A 17827-nucleotide genomic window follows, 5' to 3' on the forward strand; every position below is an offset into this window, starting at 1 on the left:
AGATGGATCTGAGATTTCGTGGCGCGGAGCCGTCCGAGGAGGAGCGCGCGGCGGTCGACGCCCTGCTCGGGCCGCCCGCCTCCGCCTGGGACGGCGGATCGAGGACCGCGGCCGACCTGCGCTTCGCCGCCCGCGCCGAGGCCGCCCGCGACCAGCTGCTGCCGGCGCTGCACGCGGTCAACGACCGGGTCGGGTGGATCAGTGAGGGGGCGCTGGAGTACATCTGCCGCCGCCTGACGATCCCGCCGGCCGAGGCGTACGGGGTGGCGACGTTCTACGCGCTGTTCTCCGTGAAGCCCAGGTCGAAGCGGATGCTGCACGTCTGCACCGACCTGGCCTGCCAGGCGAAGGGCGCGGAGTCCGTACGCAAGCGCGTCGAGGACCACTTCGGCCCGGCGGGCACGTCGTGGCAGGAGAGCCCCTGCCTGGGGATGTGCGAGCGGGCCCCGGCCGCGCTCGCCCTGGAGGCGGGCACGCCGCCCGTGGCGCAGGTGTACGCCCCCGCCACCCCCGACACGATCACCACCATGGCCGAGGCGCCGCCGAGCTCCAACGGGAGCACGCCGAGCGTCAAGGTCACCGGTGAGACCCCAGAACGGGCGGCGGTGCCGCAGGCCGGGCAGGACGGGTTGCTCCTGCTCAGGAGAATCGGCACCGTCGACCCGGCCAGCCTGGACGACTACCGGGCGGCCGGCGGCTACACCGCGCTCCGGCGGGCCTTCGACCTCGGTCCCGCCGGAGTGATCCGCGAGGTGCTGGAGTCGGGCCTGGTCGGCAGGGGCGGCGCGGCGTTCCCGACGGGACGCAAGTGGGACGCCACGGCCCGCCAGCCGGACCACCCCCACTACCTGGTCTGCAACGCCGACGAGAGCGAGCCGGGCACGTTCAAGGACCGGGTCATCATGGAGGGCGACCCGTACGCGCTGGTCGAGGCCATGACGATCGCCGCCTACGCCACCGGCTGCGCCAAGGGATACCTCTACATCAGGGGCGAATATCCCCGGGCGGTCGCGCGGCTCCAGCACGCGATCGCGACCGCCCGCGCGCGGGGGCTGCTCGGCGACGACATCCTCGGCAAGGGCCTGTCCTTCGACATCGAGCTGCGGAGGGGCGCGGGCGCGTACATCTGCGGCGAGGAGACCGCGATCTTCAACTCGATCGAGGGGCAGCGGGGCGAGCCGCGCAGCAAGCCGCCGTTCCCGGTGGAGAAAGGGCTGTTCGGCAAGCCGACCGTGGTCAACAACGTCGAGACGCTGGTCAACGTGCTGCCGATCCTGGAGAACGGGGCGCAGGCGTACGCGGCGGCCGAGCCGAAGCTGTTCTGCGTCTCGGGCGCGGTGGAACGCCCCGGCGTGTACGAGCTGACGTTCGGCGCCACGCTGCGCGAACTGCTCGACCTGTCCGGCACCACCGGGACGACCAGGGCGGTGCTGCTCGGCGGCGCGGCCGGCGCGTTCGTCACCGACCTGGACATCCCGCTCACCTTCGAGGGCACCAGGGCCGCCGGCGCGACGCTCGGCTCCGGCGTGGTGCTCGTCATCGACGACGGCGTGGACCTCAAGAGCCTGCTGCTGCGCATCGCGGAGTTCTTCCGCGACGAGTCGTGCGGCCAGTGCGTGCCCTGCCGGGTGGGTACGGTACGCCAGGAGGAGGCCCTGCACCGGCTCTCGCGCCGGGTCGACGACGACGATCTCGTGCTGCTGCGCGAGGTCGGCCAGACCATGCGTGACGCCTCCATCTGCGGCCTCGGACAGACCGCCTGGAACGCCGTCGAATCAGCCATCGACCGCCTGGGAGTTTTCAGATGATCCCGCTCCAGCCGCCCCGCCGGCTCATCGACGTCGAGATCGACGGCGAGACCGTGCGCGTGCCAGAGGGCTCGACGATCCTCGACGCGTGCGCCGCGGCGGGCAAGGACATCCCGACGCTCTGCTACGGCGACACGCTCACCCCGAAGAACGCCTGCCGGGTCTGCGTCGTGGAGGTGGAGGGCGCGCGGACGCTGGCGCCCGCCTGCTCCAGGAAGGCCGAGAAGGGCATGAAGGTCGGCACCGACACCGAGCGCGCCCGGCAGAGCCGCAAGGTCGTGCTGGAGCTGCTCGGCTCCTCGGTGGACATGTCGACCACCCCGAGGGCGGCCGAGTGGACGGAGGAATATGCCGCCGACCCCGCCAGGTTCGGCGACGACGCCGCCACCGTCGAGCAGCCTGCCAAGGTCGACAACGAGCTCTACGTACGCGACTACAGCAAGTGCATCATGTGCTACAAGTGCGTGGACGCCTGCGGCGACCAGTGGCAGAACACCTTCGCCATCGGCGTCGCGGGCCGGGGCTTCGACACGACGATCTCCACGGAGTTCGACGCCCCGCTCACCGACTCGGCCTGCGTCTACTGCGGCAACTGCGTCGAGGTGTGTCCCACGGGCGCGCTGTCGTTCAAGACCGAGTTCGACATGCGGGCCGAGGGCACCTGGGACGAGTCGAAGCAGACGGAGACGACGACGATCTGCAGCTACTGCGGGGTCGGCTGCAACCTGACCCTGCACGTGCAGGACAACAAGATCGTCAAGGTGACCTCGCCGCACGACAACCCGGTCACCAAGGGCAACCTCTGCGTCAAGGGCCGCTTCGGGTACGGCTATGTCTAGGGTCTCCGTCAAACGCCGCATCCTGCGGGTGAAGGACACCGCCCGCACGCGCAAGATCGACTCGCTGGCCGCCGAGGAGCCGCTGGAGATCCGGCTCAACGGCACGCCGCTGACGGTCACCATGCGCACGCCCGGCGACGACTTCGACCTGGCCGCCGGCTTCCTCGTCAGCGAGGGGGCCGTGGGCTCGCCGGACGACATCGCCACGATCCGCTACTGCGCGGGCGCGACGGTGGACGGCGGAAACACCTACAACGTGCTCGACGTGCGGCTCGCACCAGGCGTCCCGGCACCGGAGCCGCGCAACTTCTACACCACCTCCTCCTGCGGCGTCTGCGGCAAGGCGTCGCTGGAGGCGGTGCGCACCGTGGCCCGCTGGAACGCCGGCGACGACCCCGTCGAGCTGACGCAGCCGGTGATCACGTCCCTGCCGCTGCGGCTGCGGGCGGCCCAGCGGGTCTTCGACAGGACCGGAGGGCTGCACGCGGCCGGCCTGTTCACGGCGGACGGCGAGGCGCTGTGCGTGCGCGAGGACGTGGGCCGGCACAACGCCGTCGACAAGCTGCTCGGCTGGGCGCTCAGGAACGGGCGGCTGCCGTTGCGCGGCACCGTGCTGATGGTGTCCGGCAGGGCGTCGTTCGAGCTGGTGCAGAAGGCGGTCATGGGGGGCGTCCCCGTGCTCGCCGCGGTGTCCGCGCCCTCCTCGCTCGCGGTCGAGCTGGCCGCGGAGGAAGGGCTGACGCTCATCGGTTTCCTCCGCGGCGACTCGATGAACGTCTACGCCGGCGAGCACCGGCTGGCCGAGGAGGCCCTGCTCCCTGACTGAACCCCGCTCCGCGAGGCGCCGGGCGAACGCGCGCCTCGCGGAACGGGGCCGCGAACGTCGCTCCGTGCGCCGGCAACGGCTCTGCCGGCGCACGACCACCGGGGCGACCGCGGGATGCCGAACGGCGTGCCTGGGCCCCCAGCCGCCGTCCGGCATCCTGTGTTCACGGCGCTAGATTTTGACAATCATTTTCATTCTGCCGCATACTGGATGCATGATTTCAGGATTTTCCCGGTCTTGTGCTGCGCGTTTGCTGGCGGGAGCCGCATTGATCACCACCGCCGCGTGCGGCGCCGGCTCCGCCACCACCACGGCGGAGGGCGGCAAGCCCGAGGTGGTCGCCGCCATCTATCCGCTCCAGTGGCTGGCCGAGCAGGTCGGGGGATCCGACGTCCAGGTGACGAGCCTGACCGCGCCCGGCGTCGAGCCGCACGACCTTGAGCTGAACATCCAGCAGGTCACGGCGATCAGGAACGCCGCCCTCACCGTCTATGTCAGGGGTGTGCAACCGGCCGTGGACGATGCCGTGGAGCCCGACACGAGCTTCGACGCCGCCACCGCCGTCAAGACGATCCCCTCCAGTGAGCACGCGGAGGAGGGCGCGGAGGAGGGCGCCGAGGAGCACGGCCACGAGGTCGACCACGACCCGCACCTCTGGCTCGACCCGTCCCGCCTGGCCACCGTCGCCACGACGCTGGGCGAGCGGCTGGCCGCCGCCGACGCCCCCCACGCCAAGGCGTACCAGGACCGCGCCGCCAGGACGGCCGCCGCGCTGGGCGCACTCGACCAGGAGTTCACCGAGGGCCTGCGCACGTGCGAGACCAGGACGCTGGTCACCGCGCACTCGGCGTTCGGCTACCTCGCGGATCGCTACAAGCTCAAGCAGGTCGGCATCACGCTCGACCCGGAGACCGAGCCGTCGCCCACCCGCATCTCCGAGGTGGCCAAGCTCGCCAAGGCCGAGGGCGTGCGCACGATCTTCACCGAGACCCTGGTCAGCCCGAAGGTGGCCGAGGTGCTCGCGAGCCAGGTAGGCGCGAAGACGGCCGTGCTCGACCCGCTGGAGGGCAAGCCCTCGGGCGACTACCTGTCGGCCATGCGCGATAACCTCAAAACCCTACAAACAGCACTGGGGTGTACGGCATGAGCGAAACGGCCTTCGCGATGACCGGCGGCCGGGTCTCCTTCGAGGGCAAGCCCGTCCTGCGGGGGATCGACCTGACCGTCCGTCCCGGGGAGGTCGTCGCCCTTCTGGGCGCCAACGGCTCGGGCAAGTCCACGCTGGTCCGCGCACTGCTCGGCCTCACGCCGCTGTCCGGCGGCACGACCCTGGTGTACGGCTCGCCACCGGCCAGGTTCCGCGACTGGTGGCGCATCGGCTATGTGCCGCAGCGGCTGCACGTCGGAGGCGGCGTGCCCGCCAGCGTACGCGAGGTCGTGGCCTCGGGCCGGATCGCCAGGCAGAGCAGGTTCCGCAGGACGAGCACGGCCGACAGGGCTGCCGTGGCGAGCGCGCTGGAGGCCGTCAGGCTGGCCGACCGCGAGGGTGACCCCGTCCAGTCGTTGTCCGGTGGCCAGCAACAGCGGGTGCTCATCGCCCGCGCGCTGGCCGGGGAGCCGGACACGTACGTGATGGACGAGCCGACCGCGGGTGTGGACGCCGAGACCCAGAAACTGCTCGCCGACACCCTTTCCGCGCTGGTTCTGGACGGCAAGACGGTGGTGCTGGTCGCGCACGAGCTCGGCCCGCTGGAGCCGATCATCACGCGCGGCGTCGTGATCCGCGAGGGCCGGGTCGCTCACGACGGCAGGCCGCCGCGGCCCGAGGGCGACTGCGCGCGGCCAGGGCACGAGCACCAGCACCCGCACGCGGCCGTCGAGCCGGGCGCGGGACCGCTCACGGGGTGGCAGGGGGACCCACGATGATCATTGAGCTGCTACAGGAGGAGCTCTTCCAGCTCGCGCTCATCGCGGCGCTGCTGGTGGGGCTCTGCGCGCCCGCGGTCGGCACGTTCATCGTGCAGCGCCGGTTGTCGCTGCTCGGCGACGGCATCGGCCACGTGGCGCTGACCGGCGTGGCGCTGGGGTTCCTGACCGGCACCGCTCCGGTGCTGACCGCGGTGATCGTGTCCGTGCTCGGCGCCGTGGCCATCGAGCTGGTCAGGGCACGCGGCCGCACCAGCGGCGACGTGGCGCTGGCGCTGCTGTTCTACGGCGGGATCGCGGGCGGCGTCCTGCTCATGGGCATCGCGCCGGGCGGCAGCACCACCAAGCTCAACTCCTACCTGTTCGGCGCCATCGCCAGCGTCACACCCGAGGACATCTGGATCATCGCCGCGCTGGCCGCGGCCGTGATCGCGGTCGTGGTGATCTTCGGCAGGGAGTTGTTCGTGCTCTGCCAGGACGAGGAGATGGCCAGGGCCAGCGGCCTGCCCGTGCGCTTCCTCAGCCTGCTGATCGCCGTCACGGCGGCGCTCACCGTCGTCATCGCCATGCGCGTGGTCGGCCTGCTGCTGGTCAGCGCGCTGATGGTGATCCCGGTGGCCACCAGCCAGCAGCTGACGCGGGGATTCCGCACGACGATGCTGCTGGCCATGCTGTTCGGGGTGCTCGCCTCCGTGGGCGGCCTGCTCGCCTCCACCTACTCGGCCAAGGTCCCTCCAGGAGCCGCGATCGTGCTTCTTGCGCTCGCCGGCTTCGTCCTGGCCCTCGGTGTCGGTAGATTCGTACGGCGAGGCCGGACCCAGGAGTCACCATTGAGCGAGCGACCGAAGATGCGCGTCGAGGAGGTCGCATGACCACGAGACGCGATGCCGTCCACGACACCCTCCGCAGGAGCGAGGGGTTCCGCAGCGCGCAGGACGTCTATGCCGAGATGCGCCTCCACGGCGCCAAGATCGGCCTGACCACGGTCTACCGCGCGCTGCAGGCGCTGGCCGACGGCGGTCAGGTCGACGTGCTGCGCACCGACGACGGCGAGTCGGTCTACCGCGCCTGCGCGAGCGACACCCATCACCACCACCTGGTGTGCCGCCGCTGCGGCCGCACCGTGGAGGTCGACGGTCCCGCGGTCGAGCGCTGGGCCGAGCTGGTCGGCACCGAGCACGGCTTCACCGACATCACTCACACGGTCGAGGTCTTCGGCACCTGCTCGTCCTGCTCCACCTCGGTCAGGACGGGCTGAGCGCGGCGAGAGCCGTAGAGCACTCCGAGCACGATCACCGCGCAGCCCGTGAGCTGCAACACCGACGGGCGCTCCCCGAGCGCCAGCGCGGAGATCCCCACGGTCGTCATGGGCTGGATCAGCAGCAGCAGCGCCGTGAGCGCGGCGGGCTGGCGCGGCAGCGAAAAGGTGATCAGCGACCACCCGAGCACCTGCGGCCCGAGCGCGAGCAGCAGCAGCCATCCGTGCCCGGGCCAGTCCGGCGTGAAGTCCGCGCCCCCGAACACCGGGCTGAGCAGCGCGATCGTCGCGGCGGTCACCACGGTCGCGTGCGCCAGCGGGCCCGCGCCACGATCCGGCCCTGCCTTCATCAGCAGCAGGAACACCGCGTACGACAGCGACGTGGCCACCCCCGCGAGCACCCCCATCATGGGGTCGCTGCCGTAGGCCGCGCTGTCGAACACCCCGGAGATCAGCACCACGCCGCCGAACACCACCGGCGTCCCGACCATCAGCCGGGTGGACGGCCGCTCCCCGAACACCGCCCAGGCGGCGAACGCCACGATGAACACCTGCAGGTTGCCCAGCACGGTCGCCAGCCCCGCGCCCACGTACTCGATCGCGTGGTGCCAGAACAGCAGGTCGAGCGCGAACACCGCCCCCGCGGAATAGGCCAGCAGGAGCGCCTTGCGCGGCATCGGACCTGATCTGCGCCGCTCCAGCCAGGCCAGCACGAGCATCGGCGGCACGGCGTACGCGCAGCGGAAGAACGCGGAGGTCGCGGGCGACACGTCCGCCATGCGGACCATGGGACCAGAGGTGGAGATGATGAGCGCTCCGGCGATCGCGACCATGACGATACGCCGATGTGCGCTCATGGAAACCCCCGAGACCCCGAGCAAGAGATACGCTGCGACAACGCTAGAACCCGGCGCGTACAGGAGTCAACATGCCGTTTGGCCATGACATGGTGCATTCGCTGGCCACCGTTGTCGAACTGGTCAACACCTCGCCGTCCACCGGCGGCGACGAGGGCCTGGCCGGCCTGGCCGAACTGCAGGCGTTCGTGGAGTCCCGCCAGATCAGCGGCGTGAGCCGGCTCACGGCCCGCGATCTCGGCCAGGTGCGGATGGTGCGGGAGGCGTTCCACCGCGTCTTCACCGCCACCGACCAGCCGACCGCGGTCCGCACGTTGAACGCGCTGCTGTCGGAGACGCGCATCACGCCCAGGCTCACGGAGCACGACGGGCACCCGCTGCACGTGCACTATTTCGCGGCCGACGCGGCGCTGGCCGAGCACGTGGCGGCCGACTGCGGGGTGGCGCTGGCCCACCTGCTGGTCGAGGGCGAGGCCGAACGCCTGCGCACGTGCGCGGCGCCCGACTGCGACCGGGTGTTCGTCGACGAGTCACGCAACCGCTCGCGCGTCTACTGTGACAGCCGCACGTGCGGCAACCGCATGCACGTCGCCGCCTATCGCGCCCGCCGCCGCGCCTGAGCCGCTAGACCTGGTTGGGCAGCGCCCCGCCGTAGCGGCGGTCGCGCTTGGCGTAGATCTCGCACGCCTCCCACAGGTCCCTGCGGTCGAAGTCGGGCCAGAGCCGGTCGAGGAAGACCATCTCGGCGTAGGCCGACTGCCACAGCAGGAAGTTGGAGAACCGCTGCTCGCCCGACGACCGTACGAACAGGTCGACCTCGGGGATCTCCGGCTCGTCGAGATAGCGGGCGAACACCTTTTCGTTGACCTTGGACGGCTTCACCCGCCCGGCCGCGATGTCCTCGGCCATCCGGACCGCCGCGTCCACGATCTCGGCCTGACCACCGTAGTTGACGCAGAACTGCAGTGTCAGCGTACGGTTGGCGACGGTCATCTCCTCGGCCGTCTGCAGTTCGGAGATGACGCTCTTCCACAGCCGCCCGGGCCGGCCGGCCCAGCGCACGCGCACGCCCATGGCGTTGAGCTCGTCGCGACGCCGCCGGATGACGTCGCGGTTGAAGCCCATGAGGAAACGCACCTCGTCGGGCGAGCGCTTCCAGTTCTCCGTCGAGAACGCGTACGCGCTCAGATAGGGGATGCCCAGCTCGAGAGCCCCCTCGATGACGTCGAACAGCGAGGATTCGCCTGCTTTGTGCCCCTCGGTGCGCGGCAACCCCCGCGCCTTGGCCCAGCGGCCGTTTCCGTCCATGACGATCGCGACGTGCCGGGGCACCAGCTCGCGCGGGATCGGCGGCGGCGTCGCGCCTGACGGATGCGGGGACGGTGGTCGGACGTTCACGCGGGCTCCCTTTCGACGTGTCGGAGAGAGCGTATGCCGTGTTCGAGGTGCCACTGCAGATAGGCGGCGACAAGGCCGCTGCACTCGCTGCGATGGCGCGACTCGGAGGCGTCGGCCAGGGCCCAGTCGCCGCGCAGCAGCGCGCCCATGAGCCCGATCGTCTCTCCGGCGGGCACGACGGACCCGGACGGCTTGCACGCCCCGCACACCACGCCGCCGGCCACGATGGCGAACGCCCTGATCGCCGGGGCCCGGCACCGGGCGCACGCGTCGAGCACGGGGGCGTAGCCGGCCACGGCCAGGGAGCGCAGGAAATAGGCGTCCAGCACCAATCTGGCCTCGTGATCCCGGTCGGCGAGCGTGCGCAGCCCGCCCACCAGGAGCAGGAACTGCCGCAGCGCCGGCTCCTTCTCCCCGTGCGTCAGCCGGTCGGCGGTCTCCAGCATCGCGGTGCCCGCGGTGTAGCGCGGATAGTCGGCGGCCAGCGCCTCTCCATAGGGCCTCAGCGTCTCCGCCTGGGTGACGACGTCGAGGGTGCGCCCGGTGTGCAGCTGCAGGTCGACATGGGTGAACGGCTCGAGTCTCGCCCCGAAACGCGATGTCGTGCGGCGCACGCCCTTGGCCACCGCGCGGATTTTGCCCGTGCGCTTGGCCAGAATGGTGACGATGCGGTCGGCCTCACCGAGTTTCTGTGTACGCAGGACCACGCCTTCGTCACGGTAGAGACTCACTCGGACATCTTACGGCCACTCTCGGTACCGACGGGCGGACGTTACGGGCATGCTCTGTTGACGCGACTTTGCGTAACCCTCACTAGACTTTGACGCCTGTCCCCGCATCACCCGTTGTTCAACCCCCCGCAACCGCCTCGAAAGGGAGACATGACCCGCGTGGTCCTGCTGGGCGCCTCGCCCGGCCCCGAAACCTCTCCGACCGGCCTGAGGCTGGCCGCGCTCACCGGCAACCCCATCGTGGCCGAACGACTACGCAGCCAGGTCACCTCCATGGATCCGCGGCCCGCCACCATCGAGTCAGGCGATGTGGCCGCCGCCCTGCGAGCCCTGGCCGATGTCGCCGCGTCAGCAACGGAAAACCTCTTCATCATCCCGACCAACTCCGTCGTCCACGACGAGCTGATCTACCAGATCACCAAGTCCAAGCGCGGTGCGCTGGCGCTCGTCGCGAAGGAGCCGCGCTACGGGATCACCGAGGAGGCGCCGGAGGACACCGGTCAGGAGGACAACGGCCAGGAAGACAGCGACGACGAGGCCGCCCAGGAGGGGCGCGTCCCGATCACGGAGGCGGAGCCGGAGATCGGCTACGAACGCCTCGAAGGCCTGCCCGTCCGCGCCCGCATCGGCAAGTCCAACCGCATCGTCTCGGTGGGCACCGCCCACCACGCGGTCACCAGGCCCAACGCGGCGCTGCTCGGCCCGCTGCACGTGAGCGCGCGCAACGCGCCCGTGCTGGCCGAGACCTGCCGCGAGCTGGCCGAGATCGCCCACCGCTTCGGCGACGACGACGACCTGGTGCAGCTCATCGTGTTCGGCCTGGTGCGCAACGGCGTGTCGGTCGGCATCCGCGGCCGCCGCGACCTGTTCTACCGCCGGGTCACCACCCAGGAGGAGGTCAACGAGGCGGGCGCCGAGATGACCGGCATGGACGAAGACCGCTCCAGGCTCAACAACGCGGTCAAGGGCGCCGACGGCTTCTTCACCACCTACTTCGTCTCCACCTACTCCCGCTTCATCGCCCGCTGGGCGGCCAGGCGCGGGCTGACACCCAACCAGGTCACGCTGATCTCGATCGCGCTCGGCGTGGCCGCGGCCGCCTGCTTCGCCACGGGCGATCGCCCGTGGATGGTGGCGGGCGGGATCCTGATCTACTTCGCGTTCGTCTTCGACTGCGTCGACGGGCAGGTGGCCCGCTACGCCCGCAAGTTCGGCGTGCTGGGGGCATGGCTGGACGCCACGTTCGACCGGTTCAAGGAATACGTGGTCTTCGCCGGCCTGGCCATCGGCTGGGTGGTCTCCGGCAACAGCGAGGACATCTGGATCCTGGCGCTGGCCGCGCTGGGCCTGCAGTCGGTGCGCCACCTGCTCGACTTCTCCTTCGGCATCTCCAACCGCCGCAAGCCACCGGCCAAGCTGCCCACCCTGGCACTCGACGCGCCCGACGACCGCGATCTGCGCGAGGCGCTGACGCGGCGGAAGGTCGAGCGCAACCAGGGCGTGCGGGGCGTGCTCAAGATGTGGAGCAAGGCGGGCAAGAACCGCGCGGTCCACTGGGCGCGTAAGATGATCGTCTTCCCCATCGGCGAGCGGTTCGCGGCCATCGCGATCACCGCCGCCCTCTTCGACGCCCGGATCACCTTCCTCACCTTGGTGATCTGGGGCTCCGTCGCCGCCATCTACACCCTCACCGGACGCCTCATGAGGTCGCTCGTATGATCACCCAACCGCAGGCCATGGCCACCCCCACGCCGGATCCCGACGAGGAACGCCGCCGCATCCAGACCGCCCGCCTGCTCGCCTACCGCGACGACGGCCCGCTCGCCCACGCACTGGCCGGCAAGATCGGCAGGGGCTTGCCCCCAGTGCCCGCCACGCTCGTCGCCCTGCTGGCGATCGTCGGCCTCATCGTCGCCGGCGTGCTGGAGCCGGGCCCGATCCTGCTCCTGCCCGTGGCGATCATGCTGCTGCTGGTGCTGCCCACCGCGCCGCGCGACCATCTGGGCCGCTTCGACTGGCTGACCCCGCCACTGCTGCGGGGCACCGAGTTCCTCACCATGATCGCCATCGGCCTCGCGGCCGACGCGCCGAGGTGGCTGCTGTTCGTGCTGGTGTACGTCGTGGGTTACCACACCTACGACACCGTCTACCGCACCCGCCAGAGCATCTGGCCGCCCGCCTGGGTGTTCCACGCGGGCCTCGGATGGGAGCTGCGCCTGCTCATCATCGGCGCCGGAGCCGCGCTCGGAGCGCTGACCCCGGTGCTGGCGGTGCTGACGGCCTACCTGTTCGTCCTGTTCGCGGTGGAGAGCGTGACGAGCTGGGTCCGCCTCGACAAGTCCTCCGCCCAGTCCGCCGACGCCGAGCAGGACCTCGAGGCCTCCCCCGAAGAGGCGATGGAGCAGGCACAGGCCAACGGCGAGACCGCCAAGGGCTGACCCGGGTCGAGACCCGCGGCACCGACGTCCGTGCGGTGCCGCGGGTCTCATCCGTCTCCCGGTGTCGACCGTGGAGATCCGCCACGACCAGGTCCGCTCTCTTGTGGTCCCTCAGTGGCTGGAAGATGCCTGGCGTCCTGGCTTCCGGGTGCCAGGTCGGCTTACCCTCCGGCGTCCCCCACGCGCTCGCTGACCGCGACCGGCGCGACCACCGTGAACCTGCCGGTACGTACGCAGGAGTCATAACGAGAGCGCTCTCTGGCAGCTCTCCGGTCGGCACTTTGCCAGGGCGGGGTGCCCTGTGCCGTGATCGTTGACAGGACGTACGCGCTGTGTTCACATCGTTGAGAGAGCGCTCTCTCGCATCCACACCCCCCATGGAGCGATGATGACAACAGCGAACAGGCACCGGCGCCGCCTGGCGGCCGTGGCCGTGGTGCTCACCGCACTCACCGGGCTGCTCGTCCAGATGACCGCCGGCGCCTCGGCCTCCGTGCCGTCCACACCGTCCGGCTGGTCACTGGTCTGGTCGGACGACTTCAACGGCCCGGCGAACACCCTGCCCTCATCGGACAACTGGATCATCGACACGGGGCACGCGTACCCCGGCGGCCCGGCCAACTGGGGCACCGGCGAGATCCAGAACTACACCTCCAGCACCTCCAACCTCAGCCTCGACGGCTCGGGCAACCTGCGCATCACCCCGCTGCGCAGCGGCTCCGGCGAGTGGACCTCGGCCCGCATCGAGACCAGGCGCTCCGACTTCAAGCCCGCCGACGGGCGCATCCTGCGCATCGAGGGCCGCATCCAGATGCCGAACGTGACCGGCAACGCCGCCCTCGGCTACTGGCCGGCGTTCTGGGCGCTCGGGTCGCCGTACCGGGGGAACTACTGGAACTGGCCGGGGATCGGCGAGTTCGACATCATGGAGAACGTCAACGGCCTCAACTCCGTCTGGGCCGTGCTCCACTGCGGCGTCGCCCCCGGCGGGCCGTGCGAGGAGAACAACGGCCTCGGCGCCAGCCGCGCCTGCCCCGGCTCGTCCTGCCAGTCGGCCTACCACACCTACCGCTTCGAGTGGGACCGCAGCGTGAGCCCCAACCAGCTGCGCTGGTACGTGGACGGCCAGCTGTTCCACAGCCTCAGCCAGTCCCGGTTCGACGCCACGACCTGGAACAACATGACCGGTCACGCCGGCTACTTCCTGCTGCTCAACGTGGCGATGGGCGGCGCGTTCCCCAACGGCGTGGCCGGCTTCGGGACCCCCACGGGTGACACCGTGCCCGGCAGGCCGATGATGGTGGACTACGTCGCGGTCTGGCAGAGCGGCACGGGGGGCGGCGACCCCGACCCCGACCCGACCGACCCGCCCGGCGACATCGACGCCCGCTCCACCATCCAGGCCGAGCGTTACACCGCCCAGTCGGGCACCATGGTCGAGTCGACCACCGACTCGGGCGGCGGCCAGAACGTCGGCGGCATCTCCAACGGCGACTGGCTGCGCTTCGACGGAGTGCGGTTCGGCTCGCAGGCCGCCCACCAGTTCAAGGCCAGGGTGGCGTCCGGGGCGGGCGCCGGGGTCAGCGGGCTGGTGCAGGTGCGGCTCGGCAGTCCCACGGCCACGCCCATCGGTGACTTCGCCGTGGGGAACACCGGCGGATGGCAGAGCTGGCGCACCATCCCGGCCAACATCTCCGGGGTGACCGGGACGCACACGGTCTACCTCACCTTCAGCAGCGGCCAGCCGGCCGACTTCGTCAACGTCAACTGGTTCACCTTCTCCACCACCTGACCGCCCTGCGGGGCCCGTACGCGCGTGATCCCCGTGCGTACGGGCCCGCCGCAGCCGGCCCGGCGGCGACCCGCCGCCTCGTGCCCGAGGAGGGTGGGCGTCAGGTGGATTCTCTGACCACGAGCCGGGCCGGGAGCACGACGGACGTGACGTGGCGGCCCTCCAGGCGCGACAGCAGGAGCCGGGCGAGCGCGAGGGCCTGGTCGGCGACCGGGACGCGCACGGTGGTGAGCGGCGGGGTGGTGGCCGAGGCGGCGTCGATGTCGTCGAAGCCCGCGATCGCCAGGTCGTCCGGCACCCGCCGCCCGGCCTCCTGCGCCGCCCGCAACGCCCCGATGGCGAGCTGGTCCCCGGCCGCGAAGATCGCGTCCAGTGACGGGTTGTCGCCGATGAGCTGGCGCGCGGCCGCCGCGCCGGACGCGCGGGTGAGGTCGTCGGCCGGGGCCAGGATCGGCCGCATGCCGGCGCGGTGGAGGGCCGTGCGGTGACCGGCGAGGCGGTCCTGGACGGAGGTCAGGTCCATGGGGCCGCAGATCATGCCGATGTGGCGGCGGCCGCGCGCGATGAGGTGCTCGGTGGCGGCCGCCGCTCCCCCGGCGTTGTCGACGTCCACGTACGGCACCAGCGACGCGACCGCGGGTTTGCCGAGCAGCACGATCGGCACGCCGGTCCGCGAGAGCCGCTCGGCCAGGGTGTCGGCCCGGTCGGGCGGCAGGAGCACGACGCCGTCCGCCAGCCGCGCCTCCACGTGGGAGGCGATGCGGCGGTGGCTCTCCGCGGTGTCGGCCAGCATGAGCGTGATCTGCTTGCCCGCGCCCTCCAGCATGCTGGTGACGTACTGGACGACGGCCGCGGTCAGCGGATCGCCGCCTTGCCTGGGCACCGACAACACGAGGGCGACCGTGTTGGTACGCCGGGTGACCAGGCTGCGGGCGGCGGCGTTGGGCACGTAGCCGAGCTCTCTGACGGCCCGCATCACCGTCGCGCGGACCTCGGGGCTCACCGAGCTCTCGCCGTTGACGACGCGCGAGACCGTGGCTCTGGAGACGCGGGCGCGGGCGGCCACGGTCTCCAGGGTGGGCCGTCTGGCACGGGTCTCGGTCAGGCCGTTGCGCACGATGACGTCGTGATACCACCGGGCGCTGTCCTTCGGGCGGCGTTGCTGGGTGGCGAAGTCCACGTGCACGAGGCCGAACTTGCGCTGGTAGCCGTCGGCCCATTCGAGGTTGTCGAGCAGCGTCCAGACGAAATATCCGCGGACCCTGGCGCCGTTCTCGATCGCGGATCTCAGGGCGCGCAGGTGCTCCTCGATGAAGCTGATCCTGTCGACGTCGTGAATGCCGTCACCGGTCACCACGTCGACGAAGTCGGCGCCGTTCTCGGTGATCATCAGGTCGGTTTCCGGATATTCCCGCGAAAGGCGGCCGAGCAGCTGGGAGAGGCACCCGGGCACGATGGGCCAGCCCATGGCGGTGACCGCCGTGGGCACCGTGCAGAAGAGCACGCCCTCGCTTCCGGGGAAAGCCGGATCGGCGGGTTCGCTGGGCTGCGCCTGCACCACCAGCGGCGCGTAGTAGTTGACGCCGATCAGGTCGATGGGCCTTGCGATGACGTCGAGGTCGCCGTCGCGGACGTGGCCGAGCCCCGCGTGGCGCTCGATGAGCGGGATCAGGTCGGCGGGGTAGGCGCCGCGCAACATCGGGTCGAGGAACTGCCGGTTCGCCAGGGCGTCGATCCTGGCCACGGCCTCGGCGTCCTCCTCGCTCAGCTCCCTGCCGGCGTCGCTCACCTGGGCGGGCGTCAGCACGGGTGAGATGTTGACGACGGCGCCCACCGTGGCGGCCCCGGCGGCGCGCAGCGCCTGGACGGCCAGCCCGTGGGCGAGCAGCAGGTGGTGGGCGCTGCGGAAGGCGTCGGCCGCCGACGTCCTGCCGGGCGCGTGAATGCCGGAGCCGTATCCGAGAAAGGCCGCCACCCACGGTTCGTTCACCGTGAACCACGTGTCGACCCGGTCACCGAGGCGCTCGTGAACGGCCGCGGCGTAATCCGCGAAATGGCGGGCGGTGTCGCGGACCGGCCAGCCGCCCTGGTCTTCCAGCGCCTGCGGCAGGTCCCAGTGATAAAGGGTGGCATAGGGGGTGATGCCCGCGGCGAGCAACTCGTCGAGCAGCCGATCGTAGAAGTCGAGCCCGGCCGTGTTCACCTTTCCGCAGCCGTCGGGAATCACCCTCGCCCAGCTCACCGAAAACCGGTAGGCGGCTATTCCGAGGTCTTTCATCAACCGCACGTCCTCGGTATGGCGGTGGTAATGGTCGCACGCCTCGGCGCGGTCGGCGGAGAAGCCGTCCCAGATGGACGGGCCGCGGCCGCCGGCGGTCGTGGCCCCCTCGATCTGGAAAGCGGAGGTCGACACTCCCCAGACGAAACCCTCGGGGAAACTCGCTGCGCTCATCGTGGTGAAAACCCTCCGGACACGGTTCGGGCGCCCAGTCTCCCGCGCGCCGCACGTCGCGCGCCAGCCTGGCCAGGCTGTATACAGAGCGCGTGGAACTGGACCGGCTCGATCGTGACATCATCGCGGCGCTCGTCGACGACGCCCGTGCGACGTACGCGGACATCGGTGATCACGTGGGGCTGAGCGCGTCGGCGGTCAAGCGCCGGGTCGACCGGCTGCGCGCGACGGGGGCGATCACCGGGTTCAGCGCGCGGGTGGCGCCCCAGGCGCTGGGCTGGACGACCGAGGCCTACGTGGAGCTGTTCTGCCAGGGCAAGACCAAGCCGTCGGACATCGCGCTGGCCGTGGCCAAGTTCCCCGAGGTGGTGGGGGCGGCCACGATCACCGGCGAGGCCGACGCGCTGCTGCACATCAGGGCGACGGACGTCCGCCACGTGGAGCGGGTGATCGAGCGCATCGCGGCGGAGACGTTCGTGGTGCGGACCAAGAGCGTCATCGTGCTCTCCAGGCTGGTGGACGCACCTCCTGGCACCACCGTGCCCCGATCGCGCAACGGATCGCACATGGGCGCCTGAAAGACGCAACAGACCTGCGCATATACGCAATGTCGACCTCTTGGCCGCCATGACGGGCGGTTCCTAGGCTGGCTGCGTCCCGCCAGAGCGGGATTCTCCCTGGTCAACGATGATGGAGCGCTGCATGCCCAAACACTTCCTCATGTGTCGCCCTGAGTACTTCGCCGTCGAATACAGCATCAATCCATGGATGCGCCCCGAAGCCGGCGCGTCCCGCGACATCGCGGTTCGGCAGTGGGAAGACCTCAAAGCCGCATACGAGGAACTCGGCCATCGCGTCAGCCTGATCGACCCGATCGACGGGCTGCCCGACATGGTGTTCGCCGCCAACGGCGCGCTGGTCGTCGACGGGCGCGTCTACGGCGCCAGGTTCGCCTACCCGCAGCGCGGCCCCGAGGGCCCGGCCTATCTGCGCTGGTTCGCCGAACGCGGATATCCGGCGCACGAGCCGCAGCACGTCAACGAGGGCGAGGGCGACTTCCTCACGCTCGACGAGATCGTCCTCGCCGGCACGGGCTTCCGCACGGACGTGCGCGCCCACCAGGAGGCGCAGGAGATCCTGGGCCGGCCGGTGATCTCGCTGACCCTGGTCGACCCGCGCTTCTACCACCTGGACACGGCGCTGTTCCCGCTGGACGGCCGGAACGTCGCCTACTACCCGCAGGCCTTCTCGCGGGGCAGCCAGGAGGTGCTGCGCCACATGTTCCCCGACGCGGTGCTGGCGACCGCCCTGGACGCCGAGGTGCTCGGCCTGAACGCGGTCAGCGACGGCACCCACGTGGTGATCAACGCCGAGGCCTCCAACCTGCAGTTGGAGCTCAAACGCCGAGGGTATGAGGTGCTCCCGGTCGACCTGTCGGAGCTGCGTAAGGCGGGTGGGGGCCCCAAGTGCTGCACACTGGAGATCAGGGGGGAGAACTGACC

At 70.8% G+C, this 17827-nt stretch carries 17 protein-coding genes; 13 read left to right on the forward strand and 4 right to left on the reverse strand.

Annotated features, from left to right (window positions below; translation table 11 throughout):
* Nucleotides 1-2 precede the first annotated feature (2 nt).
* The 7 genes from ABGA98_RS21325 to ABGA98_RS21355 all read left to right on the forward strand — a co-directional run bounded on the left by ABGA98_RS21325 (nt 3) and on the right by ABGA98_RS21355 (nt 6657).
* Entirely contained in the window at nt 3-1808 is a 1806-nt protein-coding gene (locus ABGA98_RS21325) for an NAD(P)H-dependent oxidoreductase subunit E (RefSeq protein WP_347620113.1), read from the forward strand.
* Nucleotides 1805-2647 (forward strand): 2Fe-2S iron-sulfur cluster-binding protein, encoded by an 843-nt coding sequence (locus tag ABGA98_RS21330; protein WP_347620114.1) that lies wholly within the window; start codon nt 1805-1807, stop codon nt 2645-2647. The genes ABGA98_RS21325 and ABGA98_RS21330 overlap by 4 nt, the downstream gene beginning before the upstream one ends.
* On the forward strand, nt 2640-3473 hold the full coding sequence (gene fdhD, locus ABGA98_RS21335; RefSeq protein ID WP_347620115.1) for a formate dehydrogenase accessory sulfurtransferase FdhD: 834 nt from the start codon (nt 2640-2642) through the stop codon (nt 3471-3473). The genes ABGA98_RS21330 and fdhD overlap by 8 nt, the downstream gene beginning before the upstream one ends.
* A gap of 268 nt (nt 3474-3741) precedes the next feature.
* Complete coding sequence (locus ABGA98_RS21340; protein WP_347620116.1) at nt 3742-4620, forward strand: metal ABC transporter substrate-binding protein; 879 nt, start codon at nt 3742-3744, stop codon at nt 4618-4620.
* On the forward strand, nt 4617-5399 hold the full coding sequence (locus ABGA98_RS21345) for a metal ABC transporter ATP-binding protein (RefSeq protein ID WP_347620117.1): 783 nt from the start codon (nt 4617-4619) through the stop codon (nt 5397-5399). Before ABGA98_RS21340 ends, ABGA98_RS21345 begins: the two co-directional genes overlap by 4 nt.
* The gene (locus ABGA98_RS21350) at nt 5399-6271 is read left to right on the forward strand and encodes a metal ABC transporter permease (protein ID WP_347620458.1); all 873 of its coding nucleotides are present in this window, start codon (nt 5399-5401) and stop codon (nt 6269-6271) included. Before ABGA98_RS21345 ends, ABGA98_RS21350 begins: the two co-directional genes overlap by 1 nt.
* Nucleotides 6268-6657, forward strand: coding sequence for a transcriptional repressor (locus tag ABGA98_RS21355; RefSeq protein WP_347620118.1), 390 nt, complete (start codon nt 6268-6270; stop codon nt 6655-6657). Before ABGA98_RS21350 ends, ABGA98_RS21355 begins: the two co-directional genes overlap by 4 nt.
* On the opposite strand, the gene ABGA98_RS21360 is transcribed toward ABGA98_RS21355, so the two are convergent.
* Complete coding sequence (locus tag ABGA98_RS21360; protein WP_347620119.1) at nt 6597-7514, reverse strand: DMT family transporter; 918 nt, start codon at nt 7512-7514, stop codon at nt 6597-6599. The two genes, ABGA98_RS21355 and ABGA98_RS21360, sit on opposite strands and share 61 nt — an antisense overlap.
* A gap of 71 nt (nt 7515-7585) precedes the next feature.
* On the opposite strand from ABGA98_RS21360, the gene ABGA98_RS21365 reads away from it, so the two are divergent.
* A complete protein-coding gene (locus tag ABGA98_RS21365; protein WP_165974772.1) occupies nt 7586-8134 on the forward strand; it encodes a CGNR zinc finger domain-containing protein in 549 nt (182 codons plus the stop codon).
* Between the two features lie 4 nt (nt 8135-8138).
* Here the strand turns inward: ABGA98_RS21365 and ABGA98_RS21370 are convergent, their stop codons facing one another.
* Nucleotides 8139-8912: an isoprenyl transferase gene (locus tag ABGA98_RS21370; RefSeq protein ID WP_347620120.1), complete on the reverse strand. Its 774-nt coding sequence runs from the start codon at nt 8910-8912 to the stop codon at nt 8139-8141.
* Nucleotides 8909-9643: a DNA repair protein RecO gene (gene recO / locus ABGA98_RS21375; protein WP_347620121.1), complete on the reverse strand. Its 735-nt coding sequence runs from the start codon at nt 9641-9643 to the stop codon at nt 8909-8911. Before recO ends, ABGA98_RS21370 begins: the two co-directional genes overlap by 4 nt.
* A 150-nt stretch (nt 9644-9793) precedes the next feature.
* On the opposite strand from recO, the gene ABGA98_RS21380 reads away from it, so the two are divergent.
* The 3 genes from ABGA98_RS21380 (at nt 9794) to ABGA98_RS21390 (ending at nt 13873) form a co-directional block, all read left to right on the forward strand.
* Nucleotides 9794-11362, forward strand: a complete 1569-nt coding sequence (locus tag ABGA98_RS21380; RefSeq protein ID WP_347620122.1) for a CDP-alcohol phosphatidyltransferase family protein — start codon at nt 9794-9796, stop codon at nt 11360-11362.
* On the forward strand, nt 11359-12081 hold the full coding sequence (locus tag ABGA98_RS21385) for a DUF5941 domain-containing protein (RefSeq protein WP_347620123.1): 723 nt from the start codon (nt 11359-11361) through the stop codon (nt 12079-12081). The genes ABGA98_RS21380 and ABGA98_RS21385 overlap by 4 nt, the downstream gene beginning before the upstream one ends.
* 388 nt (nt 12082-12469) lie before the next feature.
* Nucleotides 12470-13873 carry a glycoside hydrolase family 16 protein gene (locus ABGA98_RS21390; protein ID WP_347620124.1) on the forward strand — a complete coding sequence of 468 codons (1404 nt, stop codon included), beginning with the start codon at nt 12470-12472 and terminating at the stop codon, nt 13871-13873.
* A 100-nt stretch (nt 13874-13973) separates the two neighbouring features.
* Here ABGA98_RS21390 and ABGA98_RS21395 read toward each other — a convergent pair whose 3' ends face one another.
* Entirely contained in the window at nt 13974-16325 is a 2352-nt protein-coding gene (locus ABGA98_RS21395) for a GH1 family beta-glucosidase (RefSeq protein ID WP_347620125.1), read from the reverse strand.
* Nucleotides 16326-16417: 92 nt separating this feature from the next.
* On the opposite strand from ABGA98_RS21395, the gene ABGA98_RS21400 reads away from it, so the two are divergent.
* Nucleotides 16418-16903 carry an Lrp/AsnC family transcriptional regulator gene (locus tag ABGA98_RS21400; protein ID WP_347620126.1) on the forward strand — a complete coding sequence of 162 codons (486 nt, stop codon included), beginning with the start codon at nt 16418-16420 and terminating at the stop codon, nt 16901-16903.
* A 124-nt stretch (nt 16904-17027) separates the two neighbouring features.
* On the forward strand, nt 17028-17825 hold the full coding sequence (ddaH, locus tag ABGA98_RS21405) for a dimethylargininase (protein WP_347620127.1): 798 nt from the start codon (nt 17028-17030) through the stop codon (nt 17823-17825).
* Nucleotides 17826-17827: the final 2 nt, after the last annotated feature.

The organism is Nonomuraea sp. B1E8 (assembly GCF_039871515.1).
In the GTDB taxonomy this organism is placed as follows: Bacteria; Actinomycetota; Actinomycetes; order Streptosporangiales; family Streptosporangiaceae; genus Nonomuraea.

What these genes read in the sequence shown, in the direction of transcription:
- ABGA98_RS21385 (WP_347620123.1), top strand. Translation starts at nt 11,359, where the DNA reads ATGATCACCCAACCGCAGGCCATGGCCACCCCCACGCCGGATCCCGAC.
- ABGA98_RS21330 (WP_347620114.1), top strand. Translation starts at nt 1,805, where the DNA reads ATGATCCCGCTCCAGCCGCCCCGCCGGCTCATCGACGTCGAGATCGAC.
- ABGA98_RS21380 (WP_347620122.1), top strand. Translation starts at nt 9,794, where the DNA reads ATGACCCGCGTGGTCCTGCTGGGCGCCTCGCCCGGCCCCGAAACCTCT.
- fdhD (WP_347620115.1), top strand. Translation starts at nt 2,640, where the DNA reads ATGTCTAGGGTCTCCGTCAAACGCCGCATCCTGCGGGTGAAGGACACC.
- ABGA98_RS21345 (WP_347620117.1), top strand. Translation starts at nt 4,617, where the DNA reads ATGAGCGAAACGGCCTTCGCGATGACCGGCGGCCGGGTCTCCTTCGAG.
- ABGA98_RS21325 (WP_347620113.1), top strand. Translation starts at nt 3, where the DNA reads ATGGATCTGAGATTTCGTGGCGCGGAGCCGTCCGAGGAGGAGCGCGCG.
- ABGA98_RS21355 (WP_347620118.1), top strand. Translation starts at nt 6,268, where the DNA reads ATGACCACGAGACGCGATGCCGTCCACGACACCCTCCGCAGGAGCGAG.
- ABGA98_RS21365 (WP_165974772.1), top strand. Translation starts at nt 7,586, where the DNA reads ATGCCGTTTGGCCATGACATGGTGCATTCGCTGGCCACCGTTGTCGAA.
- ddaH (WP_347620127.1), top strand. Translation starts at nt 17,028, where the DNA reads ATGCCCAAACACTTCCTCATGTGTCGCCCTGAGTACTTCGCCGTCGAA.
- ABGA98_RS21390 (WP_347620124.1), top strand. Translation starts at nt 12,470, where the DNA reads ATGACAACAGCGAACAGGCACCGGCGCCGCCTGGCGGCCGTGGCCGTG.
- ABGA98_RS21360 (WP_347620119.1), bottom strand. Translation starts at nt 7,514, where the DNA reads ATGAGCGCACATCGGCGTATCGTCATGGTCGCGATCGCCGGAGCGCTC.
- ABGA98_RS21395 (WP_347620125.1), bottom strand. Translation starts at nt 16,325, where the DNA reads ATGAGCGCAGCGAGTTTCCCCGAGGGTTTCGTCTGGGGAGTGTCGACC.